We start from the raw sequence: 20680 nt of genomic DNA on the forward strand, positions 1-20680 counted from the left end.
GTCCGACCGGAGCTGCTGCCCGCCCGCCCTGGGCTGGTCGGAGCCGTCCGCCCGGGGTCTGGCCGGGCCCCTGCCCGGGGCCGCCGTTGCTCGCCGGCGCTGTCGTCAGCCGAGGGGCAGCCGGTCCACCAGCTTGTCGAGCTGGATCGGCAGAGTACGCAGCCGCAGCCCGGTCGCGTGGTGGACCGCGTTGGCGACGGCCGCCGCCGAGCCGACGATGCCGATCTCGCCCAGCCCCTTGATGCCGAGCGGGTTCCCCCGGTCCTCGTCCGGCACCCAGTACGCCTCGATCCGCTCCACGTCCGCGCAGGCGGTGACGTGGTAGGTGGCGAGGTCCCGGTTCACCCAGTCACCGAACCGCTGGTCGAGTAGCCCCTCCTCGTGCAGCGCCATGGAGATCCCCATGGTCATCCCGCCGATCAACTGGGACCGGGCGGTGGTGGGGTTCACCACCCGGCCGACGGCGAAGACCCCGAGCATCCGGGGGACCCGGATCTCGCCGGAGTCGACGTTCACCCGGGCCTCGACGAAGTGCGCGCCGAAGGAGTACCGGGGGGCGCGGGGGAGTGCGGCGGTCTCCTCGGCGGTGTGGACCCGTACCGAGAGGCCGTCGGGCGGGGCACTGCCGCCGTACCGCTCGTCGAGCTGCCGGCGCAGGCTCCGGCAGGCCCGGTCCACCGCCAGGCCCCAGCCGGCGGTGCCGGTCGAGCCGCCGGCGACGTACGCCGGGGGAAGGTCACTGTCACCGATGCTGATCGCGACCCGGTCGCCGGGCACCCCGAGGGCGTCCACGGCGATCTGCCACAGCGCGGTCCGGGCGCCGGTACCGATGTCGGTGGCGTTGATCCGCACCTGGTACGTCCCGTCCGGGCCGGCCGCCGCCTCGGCGGACGCGCCCGGGGTCCGGGCCGGATAGATCGCGCTGGCCATGCCGGTGCCGACCAGCCACCGGCCCTGCCGGCGTACGCCCGCAGCGGGATCGCGGTCCGCCCAGCCGAACCGCCGGGCCCCGTCCCGCAGGCAGGCCGCCAGGTTGCGGCTGCTGAACGGGAGACCCTCCTCCGGATCGACCTCGGTGTCGTTGCGCAGCCGCAGCTCGACCGGGTCGACTCCGCAGGCCACCGCCAGCTCGTCCATCGCACACTCCAGCGCGAACGATCCCGGGCACTCGCCGGGGGCGCGCATCCAGGACGGCGTCGGCACGTCCAGCCGGGCCAGCCGGTGCGTCGTCCGGCGGTGCGGTGCCGCGTAGAGCGCCCGGGTGAGTACGGCGGTCTGCTCGGCGAACTCCTCGATGGTGGAACTCTGGCTGATCGCGTCGTGGCAGATCGCCGCGAGCCGGCCGTCGGCGTCGGCACCGAGCCGGATCCGCTGGATGACCGGGGTGCGGTAGCCGACCGGGCCGAAGATCTGCTGCCGGGTCAGCGCCAGCCGCACCGGCCGGCCGACCTGCCGGGCGGCCATCGCGGCCAGCACCGGCGTGCACCGGGGCGAGCCCTTGCCGCCGAAGCCGCCGCCGACGTGCTCGGCGGCGACCCGGATCGTCCCGGCGGGCAGCTCGAAGAGTCGGCCGAGGGCGGCCTGGACGTCCCTGCTGCCCTGGCTGGAGTCGTGCACCAGCAGCCGGCCGTCGGCCCAGGACGCCGTCGCGGCGTGCGGCTCCATCGGGTTGTTGTGGTACGCCGGCGTCCGGTACGTCTGGTCGAGCCGCACCTCGGCCGCCTCGTAGCCGCTGTCGAAGTCGCCCACGCAGGTGTCGGTGGGGTACGCCGGGTTGACGTGCTCCGGCTTGTAGAGGCTCGGATGCCGCTCGGTCAGTACGCTGCTGTGCGGCTCGGTGTCGTAGTCGATCCGGACCAGTTGGGCACCCTCCCGGGCCGCCTCCAGCGACTCGGCCACCACCAGCGCCACGATCTCCCCCCGGTAGCGCACCCGGGGCTGCTGGAGCAGCAGCAGTTCCGGGCTCTGCGCCGGGTTCAGCCGGGGCGCCGTCTCGTGGGTCAGCACCGCCAGCATCCCCGGCTCGCGCATCGCCGCCGTGATGTCGATCCGGATGATCCGCCCCTTCGCCACGCTGGACTGCACCGCCCAGCCGTACGCCAGCCCGTTCGCCGGGTGCTCCACCGCGTACCGGGCGGTGCCGGTGACCTTCTCCCGGCCCTCCAGCCGGGGGTGCGCCCGGCCGACGGCGGCGGTCGGCGCGCTCACCGGTACACCTCGGCGGACCCGCTCGCCGGGTCCGCCGGTTGCTCGACCAGCTCCATCAGGGTCCGCACGGTCAGGTTGCGGATCAGCGGCACCTTGAAGGCGTTGTGCGCCAGCGGCCGGGCAGCGGCAAGTTCCTCCTCGGCGGCGAGCCGGAAGGTCTCCTCGGTCGCCGGCTGCCCGCGCAGCGCCGCCTCGGCCAGCCGGGGCCGCCAGGGCCGGTGCGCGACCGCGCCCCAGCCCAGCCGGACGTCCCGGACCAGCCTCCCGTCCAGGTCGATCGCGGCCGCGACCGAGCCGGCGGCGAAGGCGAACGAGGCCCGGTCCCGTGCCTTCCGGTACGCCGAGCGGCGCGCGAACGGCAGCGCCGGGATCCGTACCGCCGTGACCAGCCCGCCAGGGGCCAGGGTGGTCTCCTGGTCCGGCCGCTCGCCGGGCAGCCGGTGGAACTCGGCCAGCGGGATGTCCCGGGCGCCGCCCGGCTCCAGCACCTCCACCACGGCGTCGAGGGCGACCAGCGCGACCGCCATGTCCGAGGGGTGGGTGGCGACGCACTGCGGTGACCAGCCGAGGATGGCGAGTTCCCGGTTCTGTCCCTCCAGTGCCGAGCAGCCGGCTCCGGGCTCGCGCTTGTTGCACGGCCGGCTGACGTCCTGGAAGTAGTAGCAGCGGGTGCGCTGCAGCAGGTTGCCGCCGACGGTCGCCATGTTGCGTAGCTGTCCGCTCGCCCCGGCCAGCAGCGCCCGGGCCAGCATCGGGAACTCCCGCCGAACCGTCGGGTGCGCGGCCAGGTCGCTGTTGCGGACCGTGGCGCCGATCCGGAGCCCGCCGTCCGGCAGCGACTCGACCGAGCCCAGCGGCAGCCGGGTGACGTCGACCAGCAGTCCGGGCCGGGCCACCCCCAGCTTCATCAGGTCGACCAGGTTGGTGCCCCCGCCGAGGTAGGCCGCGTCCGGCTCGCCGGCCACCAGGGCCACCGCCCGGCCCGGGTCGATGCTCCGCTCGTACCGGAAGCTCCTCATCGGACGCCCTCGGCCGCCGCGGCCTCCCGGATCGCCGAGACGATGTGCGGGTACGCCGCGCAGCGGCAGATGTTGCCGCTCATCCGTTCCCGGATCTCCGGGTCGGTGAGTCCGTCCGGGCCGGCGGCCAGGTCGGCGGTGACCTCGCTCGGCCAGCCCCGGCGTACCTCGTCGAGCATGCCGAGGGCGGAGCAGAGCTGGCCGGAGGTGCAGTAGCCGCACTGGAAGGCGTCGTGCTGGACGAAGCAGCTCTGCAACGGGTGCAGTTGCCCGTCCTCGGCCAGTCCCTCCACGCTGACCACGTCGGCGCCGTCCGCGGCGACGGCGAAGACCAGGCAGCTCTTCACCCGCCGGCCGTCGAGCAGCACTGTGCAGGAGCCGCACTGGCCGTGGTCGCAGCCCTTCTTCGCGCCGATCAGCCCCAGGTGTTCGCGGAGCGTGTCGAGCAGGGTGGTCCGGTTGTCGAGGTCGAGTTGGTGCGGCCTGCCGTTGACGGAGAGCCGTACCGGCGACCGGTGCGGCGGCTCGGGAAGGTCGGTACCCGGACTGGTTTGCACCATATGTCGAGATTACCGAGCGGACCTGCCGGCGCGGGACCAATCCGGCGCTTCCGGTGGCCGCCGCTCACTCCGCCGGAGTCGGCTGCGGCGGGAACCGCCAGACCCGTACGTCGCCGACCTGGGTGCGGCAGGCGAACGCGCCGGTCGTCACCTGGCAGGAGGAGAGCGCGAAGGGCAGCGGGTCCAGCGGGCGGACCGCCGTACCCTCCGGATCGAGCAGGCCCAGCCAGGTGCGGAGGCCGCTGCGGGTCCGGCGCAGCAGCAGCAGCGGATCGGTCGAGGAAAAGCCGTTGGCCTCGGTCCATCCGGTGAGGTCCAGCACGGTACGCCCGGTGCGCGGGTCCACCGCCCGGCGGATGGTGCCGTCCAGGCCGTACTCCACGAGGTGGACGCCGTGCGGGGTCAGCCACACCTGATCGGTGAACCGCCACACGGTGTCGCCGGTGAGTGGATCGAGCCCCTCGACGGCCACCGGGTCGTGGCGGTCCAGGCACAGCATCGGTCCGCACACGTTGACGGACCCCTGGTCCGCCGGCATGGCCCGGATCCATCGACGCTGCCGGAGATCTGCCGAATAGACGGCGACGTGCGACTCGAACCGCACCAGCAGCGAGTCGCCGGTGACCTCCGCGTACCGGGGCGGGCTGGCCGCCGGGTCGATCCGCTGCCGGACCGCTCCGGTGCGAAGGTCCCGCAGCTCGAGCCGGCCGTCCCAGTGCCCGGCCAGCAGGGCGGTGGGCCGCCCGGTGGCGGCCGGCACGGTGGCGATTCCGGCGACCAGCGGCGAGGTCCACAGGTCCCGGCCGGTGTCGAGGTCGATCACCCGGCCGGTCTCCCCGAGCGACGGCGCCGTGTACATGCCGCTACCCCCGGACGCGTGGTAGATCGGGGTGGTCACCGGCGGCGGGTTGTCCGGATCGACCCGCGAGCCCGCTGGGAAGACCTCCTCGACGACCAGCGCGACCCGCTCCTCGGGCAGCACGGTCAGATGGGACTGCACCGACAGGCGCGTCTGCCCGGTGTCGGCGTCCAGGACGAGGGTCTGGAAGGGGCGGTTCTGCTGCCGACCCTCCTCCACCACCATCAGCAGCCCGCCGTGCGGATAGAGCCCCACCTGCTGCTCGATCCGGTACGTGCCGCTCCAGAGCCGCCGCCCCCGCACCAGGTCGTACGCGCCGACCCGGTGTGCGCCGCCGCCGAGCGGCTCGGTGACGAAGAGCCGGTCACCGGTCAGCGTGAAGTCGCCGCCGGCGTCCAGCGGCGCCCGGTACAGCTCGGTCAGCAGCGGCGCCATGGGTGCTGCCGCACCGCCCGCGCCGAGCACCAGCGCACCGGCCAGCGCAAGCGCGGTCGTCCGGAGCCGCCGCCGGCGTACCCGGCGGGGCGGGACCGGGGCGGCTGGCGCGTCGTACCGCTCCTCGCCGAGGTCGATCACGGCCACCGCGCCGCCCCCTCCCGCCCGGGCCGGTCGCCGCCGGCCACGTGATGGGGCAATTATTCAACCTGAACGGTGCGGTACGGGCCCCCCGACTTCCACCCCTGGCCGCGATCGGCCGCGAGGGGAGGTCGAAAGAGGTTCACCCGGCGGTCACGTCCGCCACCACCAGCGTCACGTTGTCCGGGGCACCCGCCTGGTGGGCGAGCTTGACCAACTGTCGCGCGCACTCCTCGCGGTCGGGGAAGCCGGCCAACGTCGCGGCGATGGCGTCGTCGTCGACCACGTCGGAGAGGCCGTCGCTGCACAGCAGCAGTCGGTCGTCCGGCTGGGCGATCAGCGCGACCGTGGCCGGCTCCAGGTTGCCGCCCTGCACCACCCGGGTGACCAGGGACCGCTGCGGATGCCGCCGCGCCTCCTCCGGAGTCAGCCCGCCCTGGTCGACGAGCGCCTGTACGTAGGTGTCGTCCCTGGTGAGCTGCGCCAGCCTGCCGGCCCGCAGCAGATAGCCGCGGGAGTCGCCGATGTGCGCGACCGCGAGCCGGCGGCCGGCGAGCAGCATCGCGGTGACCGTGGTGCCCATCCCCTCGGTGGCCTGGTCGGCGTCGGTCACCGCACGGATCCGGGCGTTGGCCGCACCGATCGCGTCCTGCAGGGCCGTCACCGGTTCCGCGTCGGGCGCGGACCGCTCCACCGGGGCCAGGCTGCTGATCGCGATCTCGCTGGCCACCTCGCCGGCCGGCGCTCCACCCATGCCGTCGGCGACGGCGATCAGGCGGCTCCCGGCGAACGCCACGTCCTCGTTGTTCGGCCGGACCAGGCCAGGGTCGCTGACGGCCAGGCTGCGCAGGACAAAGGTCATACCGTGCAGCTTGCCCCGAGATCCACGGCAAAGTCACTACGCAGTACTGCGTAGGGTTGATGCATGATGCCGGTCTCCATGGTCGGGCGTGCCGGCGAACTGGCCGAGTTTGCCGCCGCCTGGGCCACGGTCGCCGGTGGCCGCCCCCGGGCCGGCTGCGTGGTGGTCACCGGCGCCGCCGGGGTGGGCAAGAGCCTGCTGATCAGCGCCGCCCTCGACGGTCTCTCGCCCCGACCGGTGACCATCCTCACCGGTACCGCCCGGGTGCACACCCCGGCCCCGTACGACTGGCTCGCCGCCGCGCTCAGCGGTCGGGACACCACCGAGCTGCCGTTGCCACCCGACGCGCTGGCCTGGCTGGCCCAGCACCCGAACGCGCCCCGGGAGCGGTACGCCCCGGACGCTCTGTTACGCCTCGCGGTACGCACCGTACGGGCCCTGGTCGGTGCCGGTCCGACGGTACTGGTGGTGGAGGATCTGCACGCGCTCGACCCGGCCAGCCTCAACCTGGTCGGCGAGATGGCCGCCGCACCGGATCTCCCGGCCCTGCTGCTGGTGGGCAGCCGGCCACCGGAGGAGGCGGTGTCGCCCCGACTGGTCGCGGCCACCCTGGCCCGGCTCTCCGGGGCACCGGGTGCGATCCGGCAGCATCTCGGTCCGCTGGGCCGGCCGGACGTGGCCGCCGTGCTCGGTCAGGTCTATCCCGGACTGCCCGTGCCGCCGGCCGTCGTCGAGGCGCTGTGGCGGCGTACCGGCGGCAACCCGTACCGGTTGGTGGAACTGCTGGTCGCGGAGCGGGGGCGGCGACCCGAGGAACTCGTCGCCGAGCCGGTCAACCTGCGGTTGCTCGTCGAGCCGCCACCGGCGCCGACCGCCGAGCTGACCGGCCGGGAGATCGAGGTGCTGTCCTGTCTGGCCGCCGGCATGTCCAACAAGCAGGTGGCCCGGTCGCTCGGCATCTCGGTACGGACGGTCACCGTGCACGTCTCCAATCTGCTCCGCAAGACCGGCTCGGCGTCGCGTACCGAGGCGGCGCTCTGGGCGGTACGCCAGCAGCTCACCGACCCGGCCCGGAACGGCTGAGCCGACCCGCGCGGCGCCCCGGTTCGCCGGACGACGTTCCTGGTGGACGGCTCGCCGGAGTGTTCCGCCCGCCTTGACGCGTACGCCATCATTGATGGATAGGCCCGAGATGCGAAGGGGGTGGCCGCGGTGAAACGTGGCACCACTGTGGAGAGGCCGACCAGTGCGGCGTTGACCAGCGTCTTCCTTTGATTCATGCCCGGTCGTGGAGCCGGGGCTACCGCAGCCGGTCGGTCACGTCTCTATCATCGAGGCACGTGCGGGAGCCGCGAGGTCTTCCCGACGCACAACATGAGTGCCGCTCGACCTAGCCGGTGTTTTTCGCGGATGGTGGTGCACGATAGATGAGGATCCAGCCCCGTCAGGAGCTACTGGAGATCTGGGCGGCCACCGTCCGGTCGAGCTGGCAGGACGGAAAGTGGCAGTGGGGCGGGCGAGACGGGCCGAATTCGATCAGTGACGCCGAGCAGTTGCTCTGCATCCTGCTGCCGGCCACCCAGGCGGACTTCGGACTGGACCGTCCGGACGAGACCGCCGAGGAAATGATCAGGGCGCTGCGCCCGCTCGGCACCGCCACCCAGATTCCCCGGGTGCTGATCCAGGTGCTCACCGAGTATTACCAGCGCTACACCGACAAATCGGGGACGCCGGTCTTCTCCGGCCGGACATATTTCCAGACCGACGGCGGCGAGCCGTCCGAGCAGCAACTCGACCTCGACATCGTCGACTCGTTCGCCATGTCGATCACACTCTCCCTGTCCGCCATCGGTTTCGCCCGGGTCTTCCGCACCGCGGTACGCCGCGAGGAGATCCTCCGGGAGATCGACGAGCTGGAGAACATGGCGAGCGCCCGGCTGACCGCCGCCATGGTGGGTCTGCTGCGCAGTTTCGCGGTGAACGTCTTCGACGTCGACTCCGACGAGGGCCAGGCGCTCGTCCGTACCCTCAACCAGAGCAACCTGCCGCAGCGGCAGATCGTGGCGCAGTTGCGCCGCCGGCTGCGGCAGACCATCGCGAGTTTCCGCGAGGTCATGATCGGTTCCGGCCAGGTGGCCGACCTGGACAGTCCGAACCGGCTCTTCGAGTGCGGCTGGTCCTGGGGAATCGTCCGGGACGCGCCGGAGGTCGAGACGACCGAGCCGGTCGGCCAGCAGCCGTCGGGTGTGGCGCCCGAGGAGCCCTACCTCTACTTCACCGTCATCGCGATCGACGCGATCGAGGAACTCTTCACCGAGCGGACCCGGATCCTCGGCCTGCTCAACGAGGAACAGCAGCGGCTGTCCCGGGCGCTGCAACTGCGGTGGGACCTGACCCGGGGCTACTGGGCCACTGTCGCCACCTTCGGCGACGGCCATCGCTGGCCGCTGGAGGACATCCCCTGGCGGACCACCGACCGGGACGCCACCGACTACTACACCCTGCTGGTGACCTCACTGGCGGTCAAGGGTCTGGTGGTCGAGCGCGGCGCCGACGCCGATCTCAGCCGGGTCGGTGCGGTGCTGGAGGAGTTGGCCAACCGAGCGCGGATCACCCGCCGGCCGTTCGACCAGGACCCGGCGCTCACGCTGCACTCTCCCGGCGTACGGCTGACCCTGCAGAACAGCGACAAGCTCGGCGGGCCGACGCTGCGCTGGGCGGTGACCGAGTTCTCCGCGCTGCTGTTGCAGCGCACCGCGTACATCGCCGGCCTGCTCAGCGATGCCGACCAGCGGGCCAGGATGCTGGAACTGGCCGATCGGGTCTGGGACCATCTGGTGCTCCGGCGCCTCGAACGCGGCGCCGGCCGCAGCCTGTGGGACCAGCCGGCCCGGGTGTTCCAGCAGTTCGACGAATACCACGACGAGCCCTCGTGGTATTACACCGAACGGGTGGTGCAGTCGCTGGTCACCACCGTGCGCGTGCTGCGCCGGCCGCCGCTGCGCAGCGACCGGCTCACCATGCACGCGCTGGACCTGCTCAACGAGGCCGAGCACCTCTACGACGTGGAGCTGCTGGCCGGCGCGGCGGAGGCGGGTCCGAAGATGCAGCAGACCCTCCAGGTGGTCCGGGTCAACCTGCGGCGGGCCCGGGAGATCGTGCACGAGCGGCCCGGCACGGCGGCGGCGCTGACCAGCTCGGTACTGCGCCGGTTGGACGAGTTGAACGCGGCCCGGCGCGACGTCGCGGAGGCTGGCTGAAATGTTGATCTTCGCGGCCTCCGACAAGGGCGGCACCGGGCGCTCGGTCACCAGCAGCAACATGCTCTACCGGAGCGCGTTGCAGGGCAGCGACGTCTGCTATCTCGACTTCGACTTCGGGTCGCCGACGGCCGGCGCGATCTTCAACATCGACTCCGCCGTGCACGGCACCACCCGCGGTGGGCTGCACGACTATCTGGACGGCGCCCTGGCCGAGCCGCAACGGATCGAGGTGTGGACCGAGTCCGACCGGCCCAGCCTGCGCAACCGGCCGCCCGGTGCGGGCCGGCTGGTGCTGCTGCCCGGCGACAGCGGCGGCGGGGAGTTCCCGGCCACCCGGGAGCGGATCGAGCGCTGTGCCCGGCTCTTCCTGCGGCTGGAGGAGGAGTTCGACCTCAGCCTCGTCGATCTGAGCGCCGGCCGGTCGTACGCCACCCAGATGGTGCTGGCCGCCACCGCCATGCCGGAGCTGAAGTCGGTACGGTCGCGCTGGCTGGTCTTCCACCGCTGGACCCGGCAGCACGTCCTCGCCGCCTCGGGGCTGGTCTACGGCACCCGGGGCATCCTGGACGCCGGCACCCGGGCCGGACACGACTACGAGGACCTGATCAACCGGCTCCGGTTCGTGCGTACCGCCGTGGTCGACCCGGACTCGCCCGAGCTGGAGGGGCTGCGGCCGGCGCAGGTGGCCTGGCTCCGGGAGTGCAACCAGGACCTGCTGGAGCTGGCCAGCAACAACCGGGTCGGCCGGACGATGCTGATCGGCTCCGTGCCGCTCGACCCGGTGCTGCAATGGCGCGAGCAGCTCATCTCCGACAACGACGTGTACGCGCGCAAGATCGCAAATCTGGAGACCGTGGAGGCCTTCTCGGCTCTGGCAAAACTCATCGTCGACGACGCGGCCTGGGAGATGCTGTGATGAGACCGGATGTGACCTTCGAGGAGACGGCGGCCAGACGCAGCGTCGAGTCCGTTCCGCTCTCGCACCTCTCCGTCGAGCTGGGCCACCTCTACATCGAGGAGTTCGCCGGCGGTATCGACCAGCTCCGCCGGCACTTCGCCCGGGTCGCGCCCTGGGCGGCGGCGGCCCGGCAGGCCTGCGCCGACCGGCTGCCGAGCGGCCGACCCCGGATCAGCACCTGTTTCCTGATCGACGACTACTTCACCCGGTTCAGCACGCCCCGGGTGGTCATGGAGCAGGTACGCGAGGCGGCGCAGGACACCGGGCTGGTGATCGACTACTTCGCCCGGGAGGCCGGCTGCGCCCAGGCCGACGACATCCCGCTCGCCGAGCTGGTGCTCACCCAGCTCGTCTCCGATCCGGTCCCGGAGACCACCGGGGACCGCCCGCCGACCTCGGAGACCGGCTGGCTCTGCAACGGCAAGCGGTCGCCGGTCTCCGGCCCGGCGCAGGCGATGAGTGCCGGCCGGTCCTGGCAGCCGCCGGTGCAGAACGCGGCGAACCGGCACTCCATCTTCATGGACGTCGAGCTGTGGGACTACGAGGAGAACGGCCAGCGGCGCTGGTCCTGCCCGTTCCTGGCGGCCGTCTGGCAGCTCATGCGGCTGGGCCTGCTCCGGCACGAGGGCGAGGGCGTGACCAATCCCTACCAGCTCGACGACTGGCCGGACGACTGGGACGAGATGCCGGCGGTGGTCAAGCTCAACCCGCACGCCGCGCCGTTCAGCGCGTACCGGACCTTCTCCGTGCTCGGCTCGCGCTTCCTGCCGATCGAGCACGCCGTCCGGACGATCCTGAGCCAGGTCTCGATCAGCCCGGCGGTGCTGGACCAGATACAGACCCGCAGCCGCAACGAGCACATCGACCTGCCCAAGGACCTGGTCGAGCGGACGGAGTACGTCTTCGTCGGCGACTGAACCTTTTTCCACCTCCCCTTGCGGTCGGCAGGACCGCAAGGTTGGACGCGGTGCGAGGGCGCCGCGCGGTTCAGGTTGAAAAAGGTTCACTGACCGCACGCCGCTCACCGCCGTACGTCCGGCAGGTGGTCGGGGTCCGCGTCGGGTAGCCAGGTGAGCACCTGACCGGCCCGGCGCCGGAAACCCGGGTCCGGATCGTCCCGGGCGAGTTCGGTGAGAAGTTCCCGGGTCTGGTGGTCGTCGCCGAAGTGGGTGCCGAGGGCCTGCACCGTGGCGGCACGCACCGACCAGTCCTGGTCGCGCAGCCGCTCCACGAAGAGGGTACGCACCTCCGGATGCTCGGCCAGGCGTTCGCCCAGCACCCGCAGCACCTCCCGGCGCACCTGCACGTCCTTGTCGTGGCCGGCCCGCTCGATCAGCAGCTCGCGTACCGCCCGGTCGGCGCCGTAGTGCTCGCCGAGGATGCGTACCGCCACGGTGCGGATCTGCGGATCCTCTCCGGTGGCCCGGGCCATCAGCACCTCGCACTGCTCCACGTCGGTGCCGAGCCGGGTGGCGAGTTCGACGGCGGCCTCGTGCACGAGTTCGGCGTCGGGGTCGTGCCGGATCCGTTCCAGCAGTGCCTCCCGGACGTCGGCGTCGACGCCGACCCGCTGCACCAGCAGGCGTACGGCGGCGAGCCGGACCCGGGCGTTGCTGTCCCCGTGCACCCGCCCGGCGAGCAGGTCGTGCACGTCGTCCCGGGAGGCGCCCCGCTCCACCACCGCCGTGGCGGCGAGCGCGAAGACGCCAGCGTCCGGATCGTGGTGCGCCCGGTCGACCAGCACCTGGTAGACCTGTTCGGACAGTTGCGGCTCCCGGGTCAGCGCCCGGAGCGCGGCGAGCCGCACCTCCGCGTCGGAGTCGTCCCGGGCCCGGTCGAGCACCACCTCCCGGGTGGCCGGATCCCGGCGTACGGTGTCGGCGAGGGCGTTGACGGCGGCGAGGCGGACGGCCGCGTCGGAGTCGTCCCGGGCGAGCCCGGCGAGCACCTCGGAGACGGCGGAGTCCATCCCGACCCGCTCGATCAGGGCCCGGGCGGCAACCAGCCGGATCCGGGCGTCCCGGTCCCGCAGCGCCAGCTCGCCGAGCGCCGCCCCGACCGAGGCCTCGGCGCCGATCTCGTCGGTCAGCGCCCGGGCGGCGAGCAGCCGTACGTCGGCGTCCCGGTCGTGGCGGGCGGCGGTGACCAGCAGCTCGATCAGTGCGGTGTCCCGCTCGAAGTGCTCGACCAGCATCCGTAGCGCGACCAGCCGGATCGTCTCGTCGGTGTCCCCGCCGGTGCGGCTGACCAGCAGGTCCCGGGTGGCGGTGTCCGGGCCGTGCTGGTCGATCAGGGCGCGGGCGGCGGCCCGGAGCACCCCCGGGTCACGGTCGACCCGGACCCGGTCGATCAGCACCGCCCGGACCTTGGCGTCGCCGGCCAGCCGCTCGCCGAGGACCCGCACGCTGGTGCGCCGGGTCACCGGGTCGGTGTCGTCGCGGGCACGCTCGATCAGCAGGTCCCGGACGTGCCGGGTGGCGGCGAACCGCTCGACCAGGACGTGCGCGGCGGTACGGGTCACCTCGGCGTCGGTGTCGGTGCGTAGGCACTCGACGAGCACGTCCCGGAGTTCGTCGTCGCCGCCGTACCGGTCGCCGAGGGTCTGGATCGCGGTACGCCGTACGCTGGCGTGCTCGTCGGCGTGCGCGCGTTCCCGGAGCAGGTCGCGGACGTTCGGCTCGTCCCGGAACCGCTCGCCGAGCGCCTGCACCGCGGCGAGCCGCACCCCGGCGTACCCGTCGGCCCGGACCCGTTCGATGAGCAGGTCGCGCGCCTCGGGGTCGGTGCCGAACCGCTCCCCGAGAGCCTGCACGGCGGCCAGCCGTACCCCGGCGTGGTTGTCGGCCCGGGCGCGCTTGATCAGCCGGGTCCGGGCCCGGGCGGCGGCGGCCTGGTGGGCGGGGCTGTCCACGGCGTTGGTGGCGAGCTGGGCCAGCTCGGCGAGGCCGGCGACCGAGGCGTAGGAGGCCGGGCTGTCGTCCATGGTGGCGAGCACGTCGTCGAAGAGGTCGTCGATCCGCTCGGCCGGGGTGGAGAGCATCGCGGCCAGCCGGGCGGCGTGGGTGGAGACCGGGTTCCAGACGACCCGGACGCCCCGGCGCCGGTACCAGGAGAGGTAGATCTTGCGGCCGGGCCAGTTCGCCCCGATCGCCTTGGCAGCCGGCAGGATCTCCTCGTCGATCAGCCGGGCGGTCTCCCGGTCGTCGATCGAGACGCAGTGCTCCAGCAGCAGGATGAGCTGCCGCAGCAGCGTCTCCGCCGGCTTGGCGGCGGCGCTGTGCAGGTTGCGCACCTCGGCCAGGCACTGCACGGCCAGCGCCAGGTTCCACGGCGGCGGGGCGAAGTCGGCCGGCGGCCAGGGCTGGTTGACCTCGGTGGTGAGCAACTGGATGAGCTGCGCGGTGTGGTTCTGGTGCAGTGCGCCGGCGAGCAGCCGGAGCACCTCCCGCCAGGACAGGTCGGCCCAGTGCTGCCGGAAGAGCTCCTTGAGCTGCTCGAAGGAGAGCACCTGGTCGTGCTGGAACTTGGCCAGGATGGCATCGGCGCAGAAGAACTCCAGGAAGGTGCGGTGCACGAAGCCGTAGACCTGCGGGCCGTACCGGCTGAGGATGAAGTTCCGCTCCCGGAACTGGTCGATCATCGCCAGTGCGATGGTCCGGGCGGTGGCGGCGTCCCGCCGGTAGCGCTCGACGAGGTATTGCTCGAAGACGTCGCTGAGTTCCGTCCGGTCGATGTAGTTGACCGTCAGCCCACGGTCGGCCGACTGCATCCGGTACGCCAGCCGGCGCAGCAGCTCCTTCTTGTCCTCCGGGTCCAGGAAGCCGGCGGCCGGGGACTCCTCCCGCAGGTGCCGGTCGGTGTCCCACTGCGCCACCAGCACGGTGGCGGCGTGGTCGTAGAGCTTCCACCGCTCCCGGGGCAGCGGCTGGTGCTTGCCGATGATCGCCAGGATGGTCAGCAGCAGCGGGTTGCCGGCGAGTTCCCGGATGGCGTGCGAGTGCCGCATCGCGTCCAGCAGCCGGGCCCGCTGGGCGTGCGCGTCCTCCGGCCGGTCCCGGATCGCCAGCCGGTACCAGCTCGACAGGAAGTCGCCGGTCTGCTCCTCGTCCAGGTCCTGCAACGTGTAGTGCACGAACCCGACGCTGGTCAGGATGCGGCGCGAGTAGCCGATGATCCGGGACGTGACGATCATCCGTACCTGGGGGTGGTTGGCGGCGAACCCGGCGATCTGCCGGGCCACCTCCTCCCGGCGGTGCCGGTCGAAGACCTCGTCCAGGCCGTCCAGGATCATCACCGCCCGGCCGCCGACGCCGAGATGCCGCAGCAGGGCGGCCCGCTCGATGCCGAGCCCGTCGGTGCTGGCCCGGTGGTCGAGGTAGTCGACGAAGTTGTCGCACTTGCCCTCGGCGGCCAGGGTGATGAACGAGCGCAGCTCGATCAGCAGCGGCAGGTGGTCGGCGAGCGCGGTCAGCCGGTCGTCGACGGGCCCGCCGGTGAGGCTGAGCGTGACGTACCGGGCCGCGGTCGACTTGCCCGAGCCGGGGTCGCCGAGCAGCACGATCGCCCGCTGGTCCGGCGCGCCGAGTACGTCGAAGAGCCGCTGCAACGGCTTCGCCCGGTACGACTCGTGCAACTGCACCAGCTCGCGGGGATCGACCTCCTCCGGCACGTCCTCGGTGCCGATCCGCCCCTCGGACTGCATCCGGCGCAGCCACTCCCGGGGCAGCTCGGCCGGGGGCGGGTCCTCGCGTACCCACTGCTCGACGAAGACCGACATCAACTGGATCCGGAGATAGTCCTCGGTCTGCTCCGGGGTCAGCGCGTCCAGGTCCAGCACCCCGTAGTGCTGGCGCAGCCGGAGCATGTACTGCTTGAGGGTGTCCCGGCTCAGCGTGTGCATGCCACCGCCGGCCGGCACCCCGGCGTCGGTGAGGCAGTTCGCCACCGCCGCGGTCACCATCGCGGCCAGGTCGGCCGGGTCGCGGAAGGTGCTGCACATGTGCCGGTCGGCCAGCTCCGCCCGGAGCGCCTCGATCCGCTCCGCGTCCCGGCCCCGGTCGACGAAGCTGCGCGGCCAGGGCGCCTCCTCGTCCAGCAGGAAGATCAGGCAGGGCTTGCCGCCGGTCAGCGCCTCCCGGTATTCGAGTTCCGTGATCGAGCGGTCGTAGCCGGCCGGGATGAAGCCGTACCGCCAGGCGAAGATGCCGACGTAGACGTCACATTCGGCGACGTCGGCCAGGCAGCGTTCGAGCGGGCGCCGGTCCTCGGCCACGTACGACTCCATGGCCATGTCCTCGACCCGTAGCCGGCGCAGCGCCAGTTGGACGGCGGCCCGGCACTCCTGGAGATCCCGGAAAGTGGCCGAGACGTAGACCTTGGTCACGGCGGCTCCTAGGGGGCGGCTGAGCGGCGCGTAACGCAACCGTATCAATAGGACGCAAGGACGTGGTTTCCGCTGGTGGGAGGCGCCGGTCGCCGCCTGCCGGAGGTGGCCGGGCGTACCATGGCGAATTGCCGGTCGCCGATCACCGTTCCCGTCGCGGACATCGGTTACGGTGACGCTGTCACGGCGACGCGGCCCCGGTGATGCCGGTCACGGTGCCCAAGAGGTTGCGGAGGAGCGCAATGCTGACCCTGGGCGAAGTCCACACCGGACTCCTACAGAACTCCAGCTCGCTCTCGCTGGAGAACACCGCCCAACTCCTCGACTTCCTGGTCGGCCAGCGGGTCCGCCGGTCCGAGCGCCCGATCGCGTACGCGGTCTCGCCGGACCAACTCACCGGGGTGGACTGCCGGCTGCCGACCCGCTCCGGAAGCCGTACCCGGGGCGTCGGGACGGTGGTCTCGCACGCGGCGGTGACCGGCGGGCACGTGTTGCAGGGCTCCACCTACACCCGGCTGGACCGGGCCGCCAGCAACCGCCGGCTGATCTGGTCGCACTACCTGTCCCGGCCCGGCTGGGTGGAGACGATCGGCAAGGTCGACATCCGGGACGTGGCCCAGGGTTTCCTCGGGCCCACCTACCAGCCGCAGACGCTCAACCTGGGTGCGATCAGCGCCCGGCTGATCGACGCGGTGCAGAGTTCGTCCCGGCTGGACCGCCGCCCGCCGTTCCGGACCAAGCGCACCCGGCTGCGCTGGGCGGTGCTGCCGGCCGCCGACCCGGGGACCGAGGCGCACGGGAAGTTCCGGATCGAGTCCGACACGCTGCGCACCCTGGAACTGACCGCGCCGCAGGAGACCGTACCGGCGCTGGTGGAGTTCTGCGAGGACCTGGCGCTGCACGACTGGCTGCTCACCACGCTGCTGTCGCTGATCGAGTTCAGCCTCACCGGGCCCGGCACCCGGACGCAGAAGATCGACCGGCTCCGCCCGGCGATCGACTGCCTGCTGCACCTCTGGATGCCGGCCGCCCGGCTGGACGAGTCGGTGCTGCCGGTCTGGCGGGACCTCGAACACCGGCCGGGGTTCACCCGGCAGTGGCAGACCTCGGTGACCCGGATCCGCGACCAGGTCACGCTCAGCACCATCGCCCTGCTGGAGGCGTCACCCCGCTGACCGCCGCCCCGCTGACCGTCACCCCGCTGACCGCCAGCGCCGTCCGGTCGGGCTGCGCCGTCCCGTCGACCTCCGCTGTCCGGTAGAGCCGCGCGGTCCCCCGGATCCCGCACGACCCGTGCCCGATCGCTGCGCACCGTCGCCCGCCTGCCCGCCGCCCGGTCGGTCAGCCGGCGCCGGGCGGGCGGGCGGAGAGTTCCCGCCAGGTGTCCGGCCCGGCCAGCAGGGCCCGGACCACGTCGTACGCCGCGTCCTCGCTGTCGAACTCGTAGTACCGGGAGATCCCCTCGGCCCCGCCGGCGCGCTGCTCCACGTGCCACTGGTCGGCATCCGCCCGGAGGTAGACATCGCGCCGTGCCAGGCGCCCCCACTTGCCGTTCCACCAGTGCTTTCGTTGTTCCATGCCGGGACCTTATCGAACGTACGTTCGAGAAGATCACCGGGTGCCGGACCCGTCACCCGGGCAGGTGACGCCGCGGGCTCAGGGGCGGCGCGGCGCCGGCGGGTACTGCTGGCCGAAGCGCTCGTCCGGGCCCTCGGGGTGCCGGTTCGGCGCCCGGCCGGCGGCGACCAGCGCGTCGCGGATCTCGGTGAGCAGCTTGATCTCCTCGCTCGGTGCGGCCGGCGCCGGCTCCTCACCCCGCTGACGCCGCTCGGCGAGCTTGTTCATCGGGAAGACCACCAGGAAGTAGAGCACGGCGGCGGTCATCAGGAAGGTGATGGTGGCGTTGATGAACGCGGCCCAGTCGACCTTGGCGTCGTTGGGCAGTGTCCAGGTACCGGCCTTCAGACCGTCCTCGCCGCCGAACATCGTGATCAGCGGCTTCAGGAACGAGTTGGTGAACTGGCTGACCAGGCCGGTGAAGGCCGCACCGATGACCACGCCGACGGCGAGGTCGACGACGTTGCCCCGCATGATGAAGTCTTTGAAGCCCTTGAGCATTGGCGTCTCCAGGTTGCCGGATTCGTGTCGGTCGACAACCTAGTGCCCAGTGCGGTGCGGACGAAAAGCGGTGGCCGGCGGCCGGCGGAGGACGCCTCAGTCGGTGCCGGCGGGGCCGCCGGCCACCGCCTCGTCCACCGTGGCGTGCGTCTGGAGCACCTCCACCAGGCCACTGACCTCAAGGATGCGCAGCACCCCCCGGCGCGGCGCGGCCAGCCGGACCATGCCGCCGGCCTCGTCGGCGCTGTTCCGGGCGCGGACGAAGACGGAGAGCCCGGTGGAGTCGCAGAACGTCAGTTCGGCCAGGTTGAAGACCAGCCGGGTGTGCCCCTTCTCCAGCAGGTCCGTGATCTGGTCCTGAAGTTTCGGCGCGGTGGCCATGTCGAGTTCGCCCGCGACCGACACGACGACGACGTCGGCCCGCTCCTCGGTGTGCACCGTCAGGGACATTCGCGACCTCCTGGGATATCGGTCGAACCGTACTCCACAACCGGCCCGGTACGCATGACGGGCGGCGGAAGTCAGCCGTCGGCCCGATGCCCGGGCGGTGGAGACGGTCCGCTCTGCGCGAACAGGGGTTACCGGACGCCCCCGATCCGGGCACCATCGCCAAATGCGAACCCTCGTCCTCGGCGGCACCGTGTTCCTCGGCCGGGCCGTTGCCCGGCAGGCCCTCGCCGCCGGCCACGACGTCACCTGCGCTGCCCGGGGCTCGTCCGGGGACCCGGTGGACGGCGTCCGCTTCGTCCGGGTGGACCGCACCGACCCGGCCGGCCTGGCCGCGCTCACCGGCGACTTCGACGCGGTTGTCGACGTGGCCCGGCACCCCGACCAGGTCCGGCACGCGGCGACCGCGCTCGCCGGTCGGGTGGGGCACTTCACGTTCGTCTCGACCGCCTCGGTGTACGCGGACACCGTCACCGTCGGCCAGCGGGTCGACAGCGCCCCGGTACTGGCACCCGCACCCCGGGACGCGGAGGACCCGGAGCTGTCCGCGGAGTCGTACGGCGCCTGCAAGGTGACCTGTGAACAGCTCGTGACGGAGGCGTTCGCCGGCCGGGTCTTCGTCTGCCGGGCCGGGCTGATCGTCGGGCCGGAGGATCCGGGCGGGCGCTTCGAATACTGGGTCCGGCGGGCGGCCCGGGGTGGCGAGGTCCTCGCGCCCGGCTCGCCGGACGACGCGGTGCAGCTCGTGGACGTACGCGACCTGGCCGCCTGGATCGTCGCGGCCGGTGAACGCGGACTCACCGGCACGTACGACGGCACCGGCGCGCCGATGACCCGGGCCGGTTTCCTGGCCGACGTACTCCCCGAGGGCGCCGCCCTGAGCTGGGTGCCGCAGGAGTTCCTGGCGGAGCAGGGGGTGGAGCCCTGGTCCGGCCCGCGGTCGCTGCCGCTCTGGCTGCCGGTGCCCGAGTACGCCGGCTTCCTGACCCGGGACGTGACTCCCAGCCTGGCGGCCGGGCTGCGGACGCGGCCGCTGGCCGAGACGGCTCGGGACACCGCGGCCTGGCTCGCCACGGCCGGCCCGGAGGCGGGCCGGCGGATCGGCCTCACCGAGGCCGAGGAGGCCGAGGTCCTCGCCGCGTGGCACGCCCGTTGACCCGGCCCGGATCAGTACTCGGGCACGCCCGTTGACCCGGTCGGGCCCGCCACGCCGGTCGCCCCGGCTATCCGGTGCGAACCTGGACTCCGGGTGAGGTGGCGGAGGCACGTAGCCGGAGCCGGACGATCCGGGCGTCGGGCGGGATGTCGTAGACGACCGCCCCGGTGACCCGGTTGCCGGGGTTGATCTCGCTGAGGAAACCGAGCTGGTCGGCGTTGGCGAGCAGTCCGGCCGAACTGTCCACCCCGAACCGCTGCCCCGCCGGCCCGTACGCGATCTGCAAGCTGTCCTGGAACGTCACCGGTCGCAGGCCCAGGTTGCGCACCGCCAGGTCGACCACGCAGAACTGCCCGATCGCGAGTTGGCTGACCAGCGGGTCGCCGACCTCGGTGAGCCCGCAGCGCACCTCCTGCACCTGGAACTCGAGATCGCCGTCCCGGGCCGGCTGGTTGAGGCCGACGACCCGGGGGGCCCGGTCGCGCAGCCCGGTGTAGAAGTCCGGCCCCCAGGTCAGCGCGACCACGGCAGCGGCCACGCAGCAGCAGGAGAGGACCGCGGCGACGAGGCCGAGTAGGAACCACCACCGCCGGTCGGTCGGGCGCACGAACTCGGGAGCCTTTGCGGTGCCGCCCGGCGGTGGTCGGCCCGCCTCCGGCCCGGCCCCGCCCTCCGGGCCGGTCGGTCGGGGCGCCCAGATCGGCGGTTGCGGCGGCGGGTAACCGCTCAGCGGCGGGGTGCTGACCCGCGTCTCCGGCGTGGACCAGTCCGGCGGCGGCTCGGCGGGCGGCGGCTCGGCGGGCGGCGGCTCGGCGGGCGGCGAGGACTGCGCTGCGGCGGGCCGTTCGGGACGCGGTGGGGAGGGTGGGCCCGCGCCGGGCGCGACCGTGTCCGGGAAGCGGCCGGTCAACGGGAGCGGATCCGGTACCTCGTCGATGGTCGGTCCGGCCGCCGGATCCGGGGTCGGCTCCCGGGCCGGCCCCTCCGGCGGCGGTGGGTCGATCGCCCAGTCCCACGACTGGGGAACCGGCTCGGCCGGCCGGTCCCCGCCCGTCGGCGGATCGCCGAAACCGGCGTCGGGCCGGTACGGCTGCTCGCCGGGCGGGTCGGGGCTGGTCATCACGATCCTCATATCATCCGGGGCCTCTGGAAAATAGTAGGCTTTAGCCGTATTCATCCCGGTGGGATCGTCATCTTCGTACCCGACGGCGAGGCGGGGAGGGTCCGGCCGAACCGCTCCGGACCGGCGGGTGAGCGCAGTGGCAGGATGA

At 72.7% G+C, this 20680-nt stretch carries 16 protein-coding genes; 6 read left to right on the plus strand and 10 right to left on the minus strand.

The window, feature by feature from the left end:
- Positions 1-105: 105 nt before the first annotated feature.
- From ACQEVC_RS10955 to ACQEVC_RS10975, 5 genes are all read right to left on the minus strand, one after another.
- A complete protein-coding gene (locus ACQEVC_RS10955; protein WP_432875898.1) occupies positions 106-2208 on the minus strand; it encodes a xanthine dehydrogenase family protein molybdopterin-binding subunit in 2103 nt (700 codons plus the stop codon).
- Positions 2205-3227: an FAD binding domain-containing protein gene (locus ACQEVC_RS10960; protein ID WP_432875900.1), complete on the minus strand. Its 1023-nt coding sequence runs from the start codon at positions 3225-3227 to the stop codon at positions 2205-2207. The genes ACQEVC_RS10955 and ACQEVC_RS10960 overlap by 4 nt, the downstream gene beginning before the upstream one ends.
- A complete protein-coding gene (locus ACQEVC_RS10965; RefSeq protein ID WP_432875902.1) occupies positions 3224-3787 on the minus strand; it encodes a 2Fe-2S iron-sulfur cluster-binding protein in 564 nt (187 codons plus the stop codon). Before ACQEVC_RS10965 ends, ACQEVC_RS10960 begins: the two co-directional genes overlap by 4 nt.
- Positions 3788-3851: 64 nt before the next feature.
- Complete coding sequence (locus ACQEVC_RS10970; protein WP_432875905.1) at positions 3852-5228, minus strand: PQQ-binding-like beta-propeller repeat protein; 1377 nt, start codon at positions 5226-5228, stop codon at positions 3852-3854.
- 136 nt (positions 5229-5364) lie between these two features.
- Entirely contained in the window at positions 5365-6084 is a 720-nt protein-coding gene (locus ACQEVC_RS10975) for a PP2C family protein-serine/threonine phosphatase (RefSeq protein WP_432875907.1), read from the minus strand.
- A 63-nt stretch (positions 6085-6147) separates the two neighbouring features.
- Here ACQEVC_RS10975 and ACQEVC_RS10980 point away from each other — a divergent pair, with 63 nt between their 5' ends.
- The 4 genes from ACQEVC_RS10980 to ACQEVC_RS10995 all read left to right on the plus strand — a co-directional run bounded on the left by ACQEVC_RS10980 (position 6148) and on the right by ACQEVC_RS10995 (position 11222).
- Positions 6148-7167 carry an AAA family ATPase gene (locus ACQEVC_RS10980; protein WP_432875910.1) on the plus strand — a complete coding sequence of 340 codons (1020 nt, stop codon included), beginning with the start codon at positions 6148-6150 and terminating at the stop codon, positions 7165-7167.
- Between the two features lie 344 nt (positions 7168-7511).
- On the plus strand, positions 7512-9344 hold the full coding sequence (locus ACQEVC_RS10985) for an SCO2524 family protein (RefSeq protein ID WP_432875913.1): 1833 nt from the start codon (positions 7512-7514) through the stop codon (positions 9342-9344).
- Between the two features lies 1 nt (position 9345).
- Complete coding sequence (locus tag ACQEVC_RS10990) at positions 9346-10263, plus strand: SCO2523 family variant P-loop protein (protein WP_318402143.1); 918 nt, start codon at positions 9346-9348, stop codon at positions 10261-10263.
- Positions 10263-11222, plus strand: a complete 960-nt coding sequence (locus tag ACQEVC_RS10995) for an SCO2522 family protein (RefSeq protein WP_432875918.1) — start codon at positions 10263-10265, stop codon at positions 11220-11222. Before ACQEVC_RS10990 ends, ACQEVC_RS10995 begins: the two co-directional genes overlap by 1 nt.
- 104 nt (positions 11223-11326) lie before the next feature.
- Here ACQEVC_RS10995 and ACQEVC_RS11000 read toward each other — a convergent pair whose 3' ends face one another.
- Positions 11327-15688 (minus strand): HEAT repeat domain-containing protein, encoded by a 4362-nt coding sequence (locus ACQEVC_RS11000; RefSeq protein ID WP_432875920.1) that lies wholly within the window; start codon positions 15686-15688, stop codon positions 11327-11329.
- Positions 15689-15930: 242 nt separating this feature from the next.
- Between ACQEVC_RS11000 and ACQEVC_RS11005 the strand changes: the two genes are divergently transcribed.
- Positions 15931-16863: an SCO2521 family protein gene (locus ACQEVC_RS11005; protein WP_346258691.1), complete on the plus strand. Its 933-nt coding sequence runs from the start codon at positions 15931-15933 to the stop codon at positions 16861-16863.
- 166 nt (positions 16864-17029) lie between these two features.
- Here the strand turns inward: ACQEVC_RS11005 and ACQEVC_RS11010 are convergent, their stop codons facing one another.
- From ACQEVC_RS11010 to ACQEVC_RS11020, 3 genes are all read right to left on the minus strand, one after another.
- Complete coding sequence (locus ACQEVC_RS11010) at positions 17030-17266, minus strand: hypothetical protein (RefSeq protein ID WP_432875924.1); 237 nt, start codon at positions 17264-17266, stop codon at positions 17030-17032.
- Positions 17267-17344: 78 nt separating this feature from the next.
- Positions 17345-17806: a large conductance mechanosensitive channel protein MscL gene (gene mscL, locus ACQEVC_RS11015; protein WP_432875927.1), complete on the minus strand. Its 462-nt coding sequence runs from the start codon at positions 17804-17806 to the stop codon at positions 17345-17347.
- 96 nt (positions 17807-17902) lie between these two features.
- Positions 17903-18256, minus strand: coding sequence for an STAS domain-containing protein (locus tag ACQEVC_RS11020; protein ID WP_346258693.1), 354 nt, complete (start codon positions 18254-18256; stop codon positions 17903-17905).
- 163 nt (positions 18257-18419) lie between these two features.
- Between ACQEVC_RS11020 and ACQEVC_RS11025 the strand changes: the two genes are divergently transcribed.
- A complete protein-coding gene (locus ACQEVC_RS11025) occupies positions 18420-19409 on the plus strand; it encodes an NAD-dependent epimerase/dehydratase family protein (protein WP_432875930.1) in 990 nt (329 codons plus the stop codon).
- A 67-nt stretch (positions 19410-19476) separates the two neighbouring features.
- On the opposite strand, the gene ACQEVC_RS11030 is transcribed toward ACQEVC_RS11025, so the two are convergent.
- The gene (locus tag ACQEVC_RS11030; protein WP_432875932.1) at positions 19477-20529 is read right to left on the minus strand and encodes a DUF4352 domain-containing protein; all 1053 of its coding nucleotides are present in this window, start codon (positions 20527-20529) and stop codon (positions 19477-19479) included.
- Positions 20530-20680: the final 151 nt, after the last annotated feature.

Source organism: Plantactinospora sp. CA-294935 (assembly GCF_050936445.1).
GTDB lineage: Bacteria > Actinomycetota > Actinomycetes > Mycobacteriales > Micromonosporaceae > Plantactinospora.

Excerpts from the sequence above, each read along its gene's own strand:
- ACQEVC_RS11010 (WP_432875924.1), bottom strand. The coding sequence starts at position 17,266 with ATGGAACAACGAAAGCACTGGTGGAACGGCAAGTGGGGGCGCCTGGCA.
- mscL (WP_432875927.1), bottom strand. The coding sequence starts at position 17,806 with ATGCTCAAGGGCTTCAAAGACTTCATCATGCGGGGCAACGTCGTCGAC.
- ACQEVC_RS11020 (WP_346258693.1), bottom strand. The coding sequence starts at position 18,256 with ATGTCCCTGACGGTGCACACCGAGGAGCGGGCCGACGTCGTCGTCGTG.
- ACQEVC_RS11030 (WP_432875932.1), bottom strand. The coding sequence starts at position 20,529 with ATGACCAGCCCCGACCCGCCCGGCGAGCAGCCGTACCGGCCCGACGCC.
- ACQEVC_RS10975 (WP_432875907.1), bottom strand. The coding sequence starts at position 6,084 with ATGACCTTTGTCCTGCGCAGCCTGGCCGTCAGCGACCCTGGCCTGGTC.
- ACQEVC_RS10995 (WP_432875918.1), top strand. The coding sequence starts at position 10,263 with ATGAGACCGGATGTGACCTTCGAGGAGACGGCGGCCAGACGCAGCGTC.
- ACQEVC_RS11005 (WP_346258691.1), top strand. The coding sequence starts at position 15,931 with ATGCTGACCCTGGGCGAAGTCCACACCGGACTCCTACAGAACTCCAGC.
- ACQEVC_RS11025 (WP_432875930.1), top strand. The coding sequence starts at position 18,420 with ATGCGAACCCTCGTCCTCGGCGGCACCGTGTTCCTCGGCCGGGCCGTT.
- ACQEVC_RS10985 (WP_432875913.1), top strand. The coding sequence starts at position 7,512 with ATGAGGATCCAGCCCCGTCAGGAGCTACTGGAGATCTGGGCGGCCACC.
- ACQEVC_RS10990 (WP_318402143.1), top strand. The coding sequence starts at position 9,346 with ATGTTGATCTTCGCGGCCTCCGACAAGGGCGGCACCGGGCGCTCGGTC.
- ACQEVC_RS10965 (WP_432875902.1), bottom strand. The coding sequence starts at position 3,787 with ATGGTGCAAACCAGTCCGGGTACCGACCTTCCCGAGCCGCCGCACCGG.
- ACQEVC_RS10980 (WP_432875910.1), top strand. The coding sequence starts at position 6,148 with ATGATGCCGGTCTCCATGGTCGGGCGTGCCGGCGAACTGGCCGAGTTT.
- ACQEVC_RS10960 (WP_432875900.1), bottom strand. The coding sequence starts at position 3,227 with ATGAGGAGCTTCCGGTACGAGCGGAGCATCGACCCGGGCCGGGCGGTG.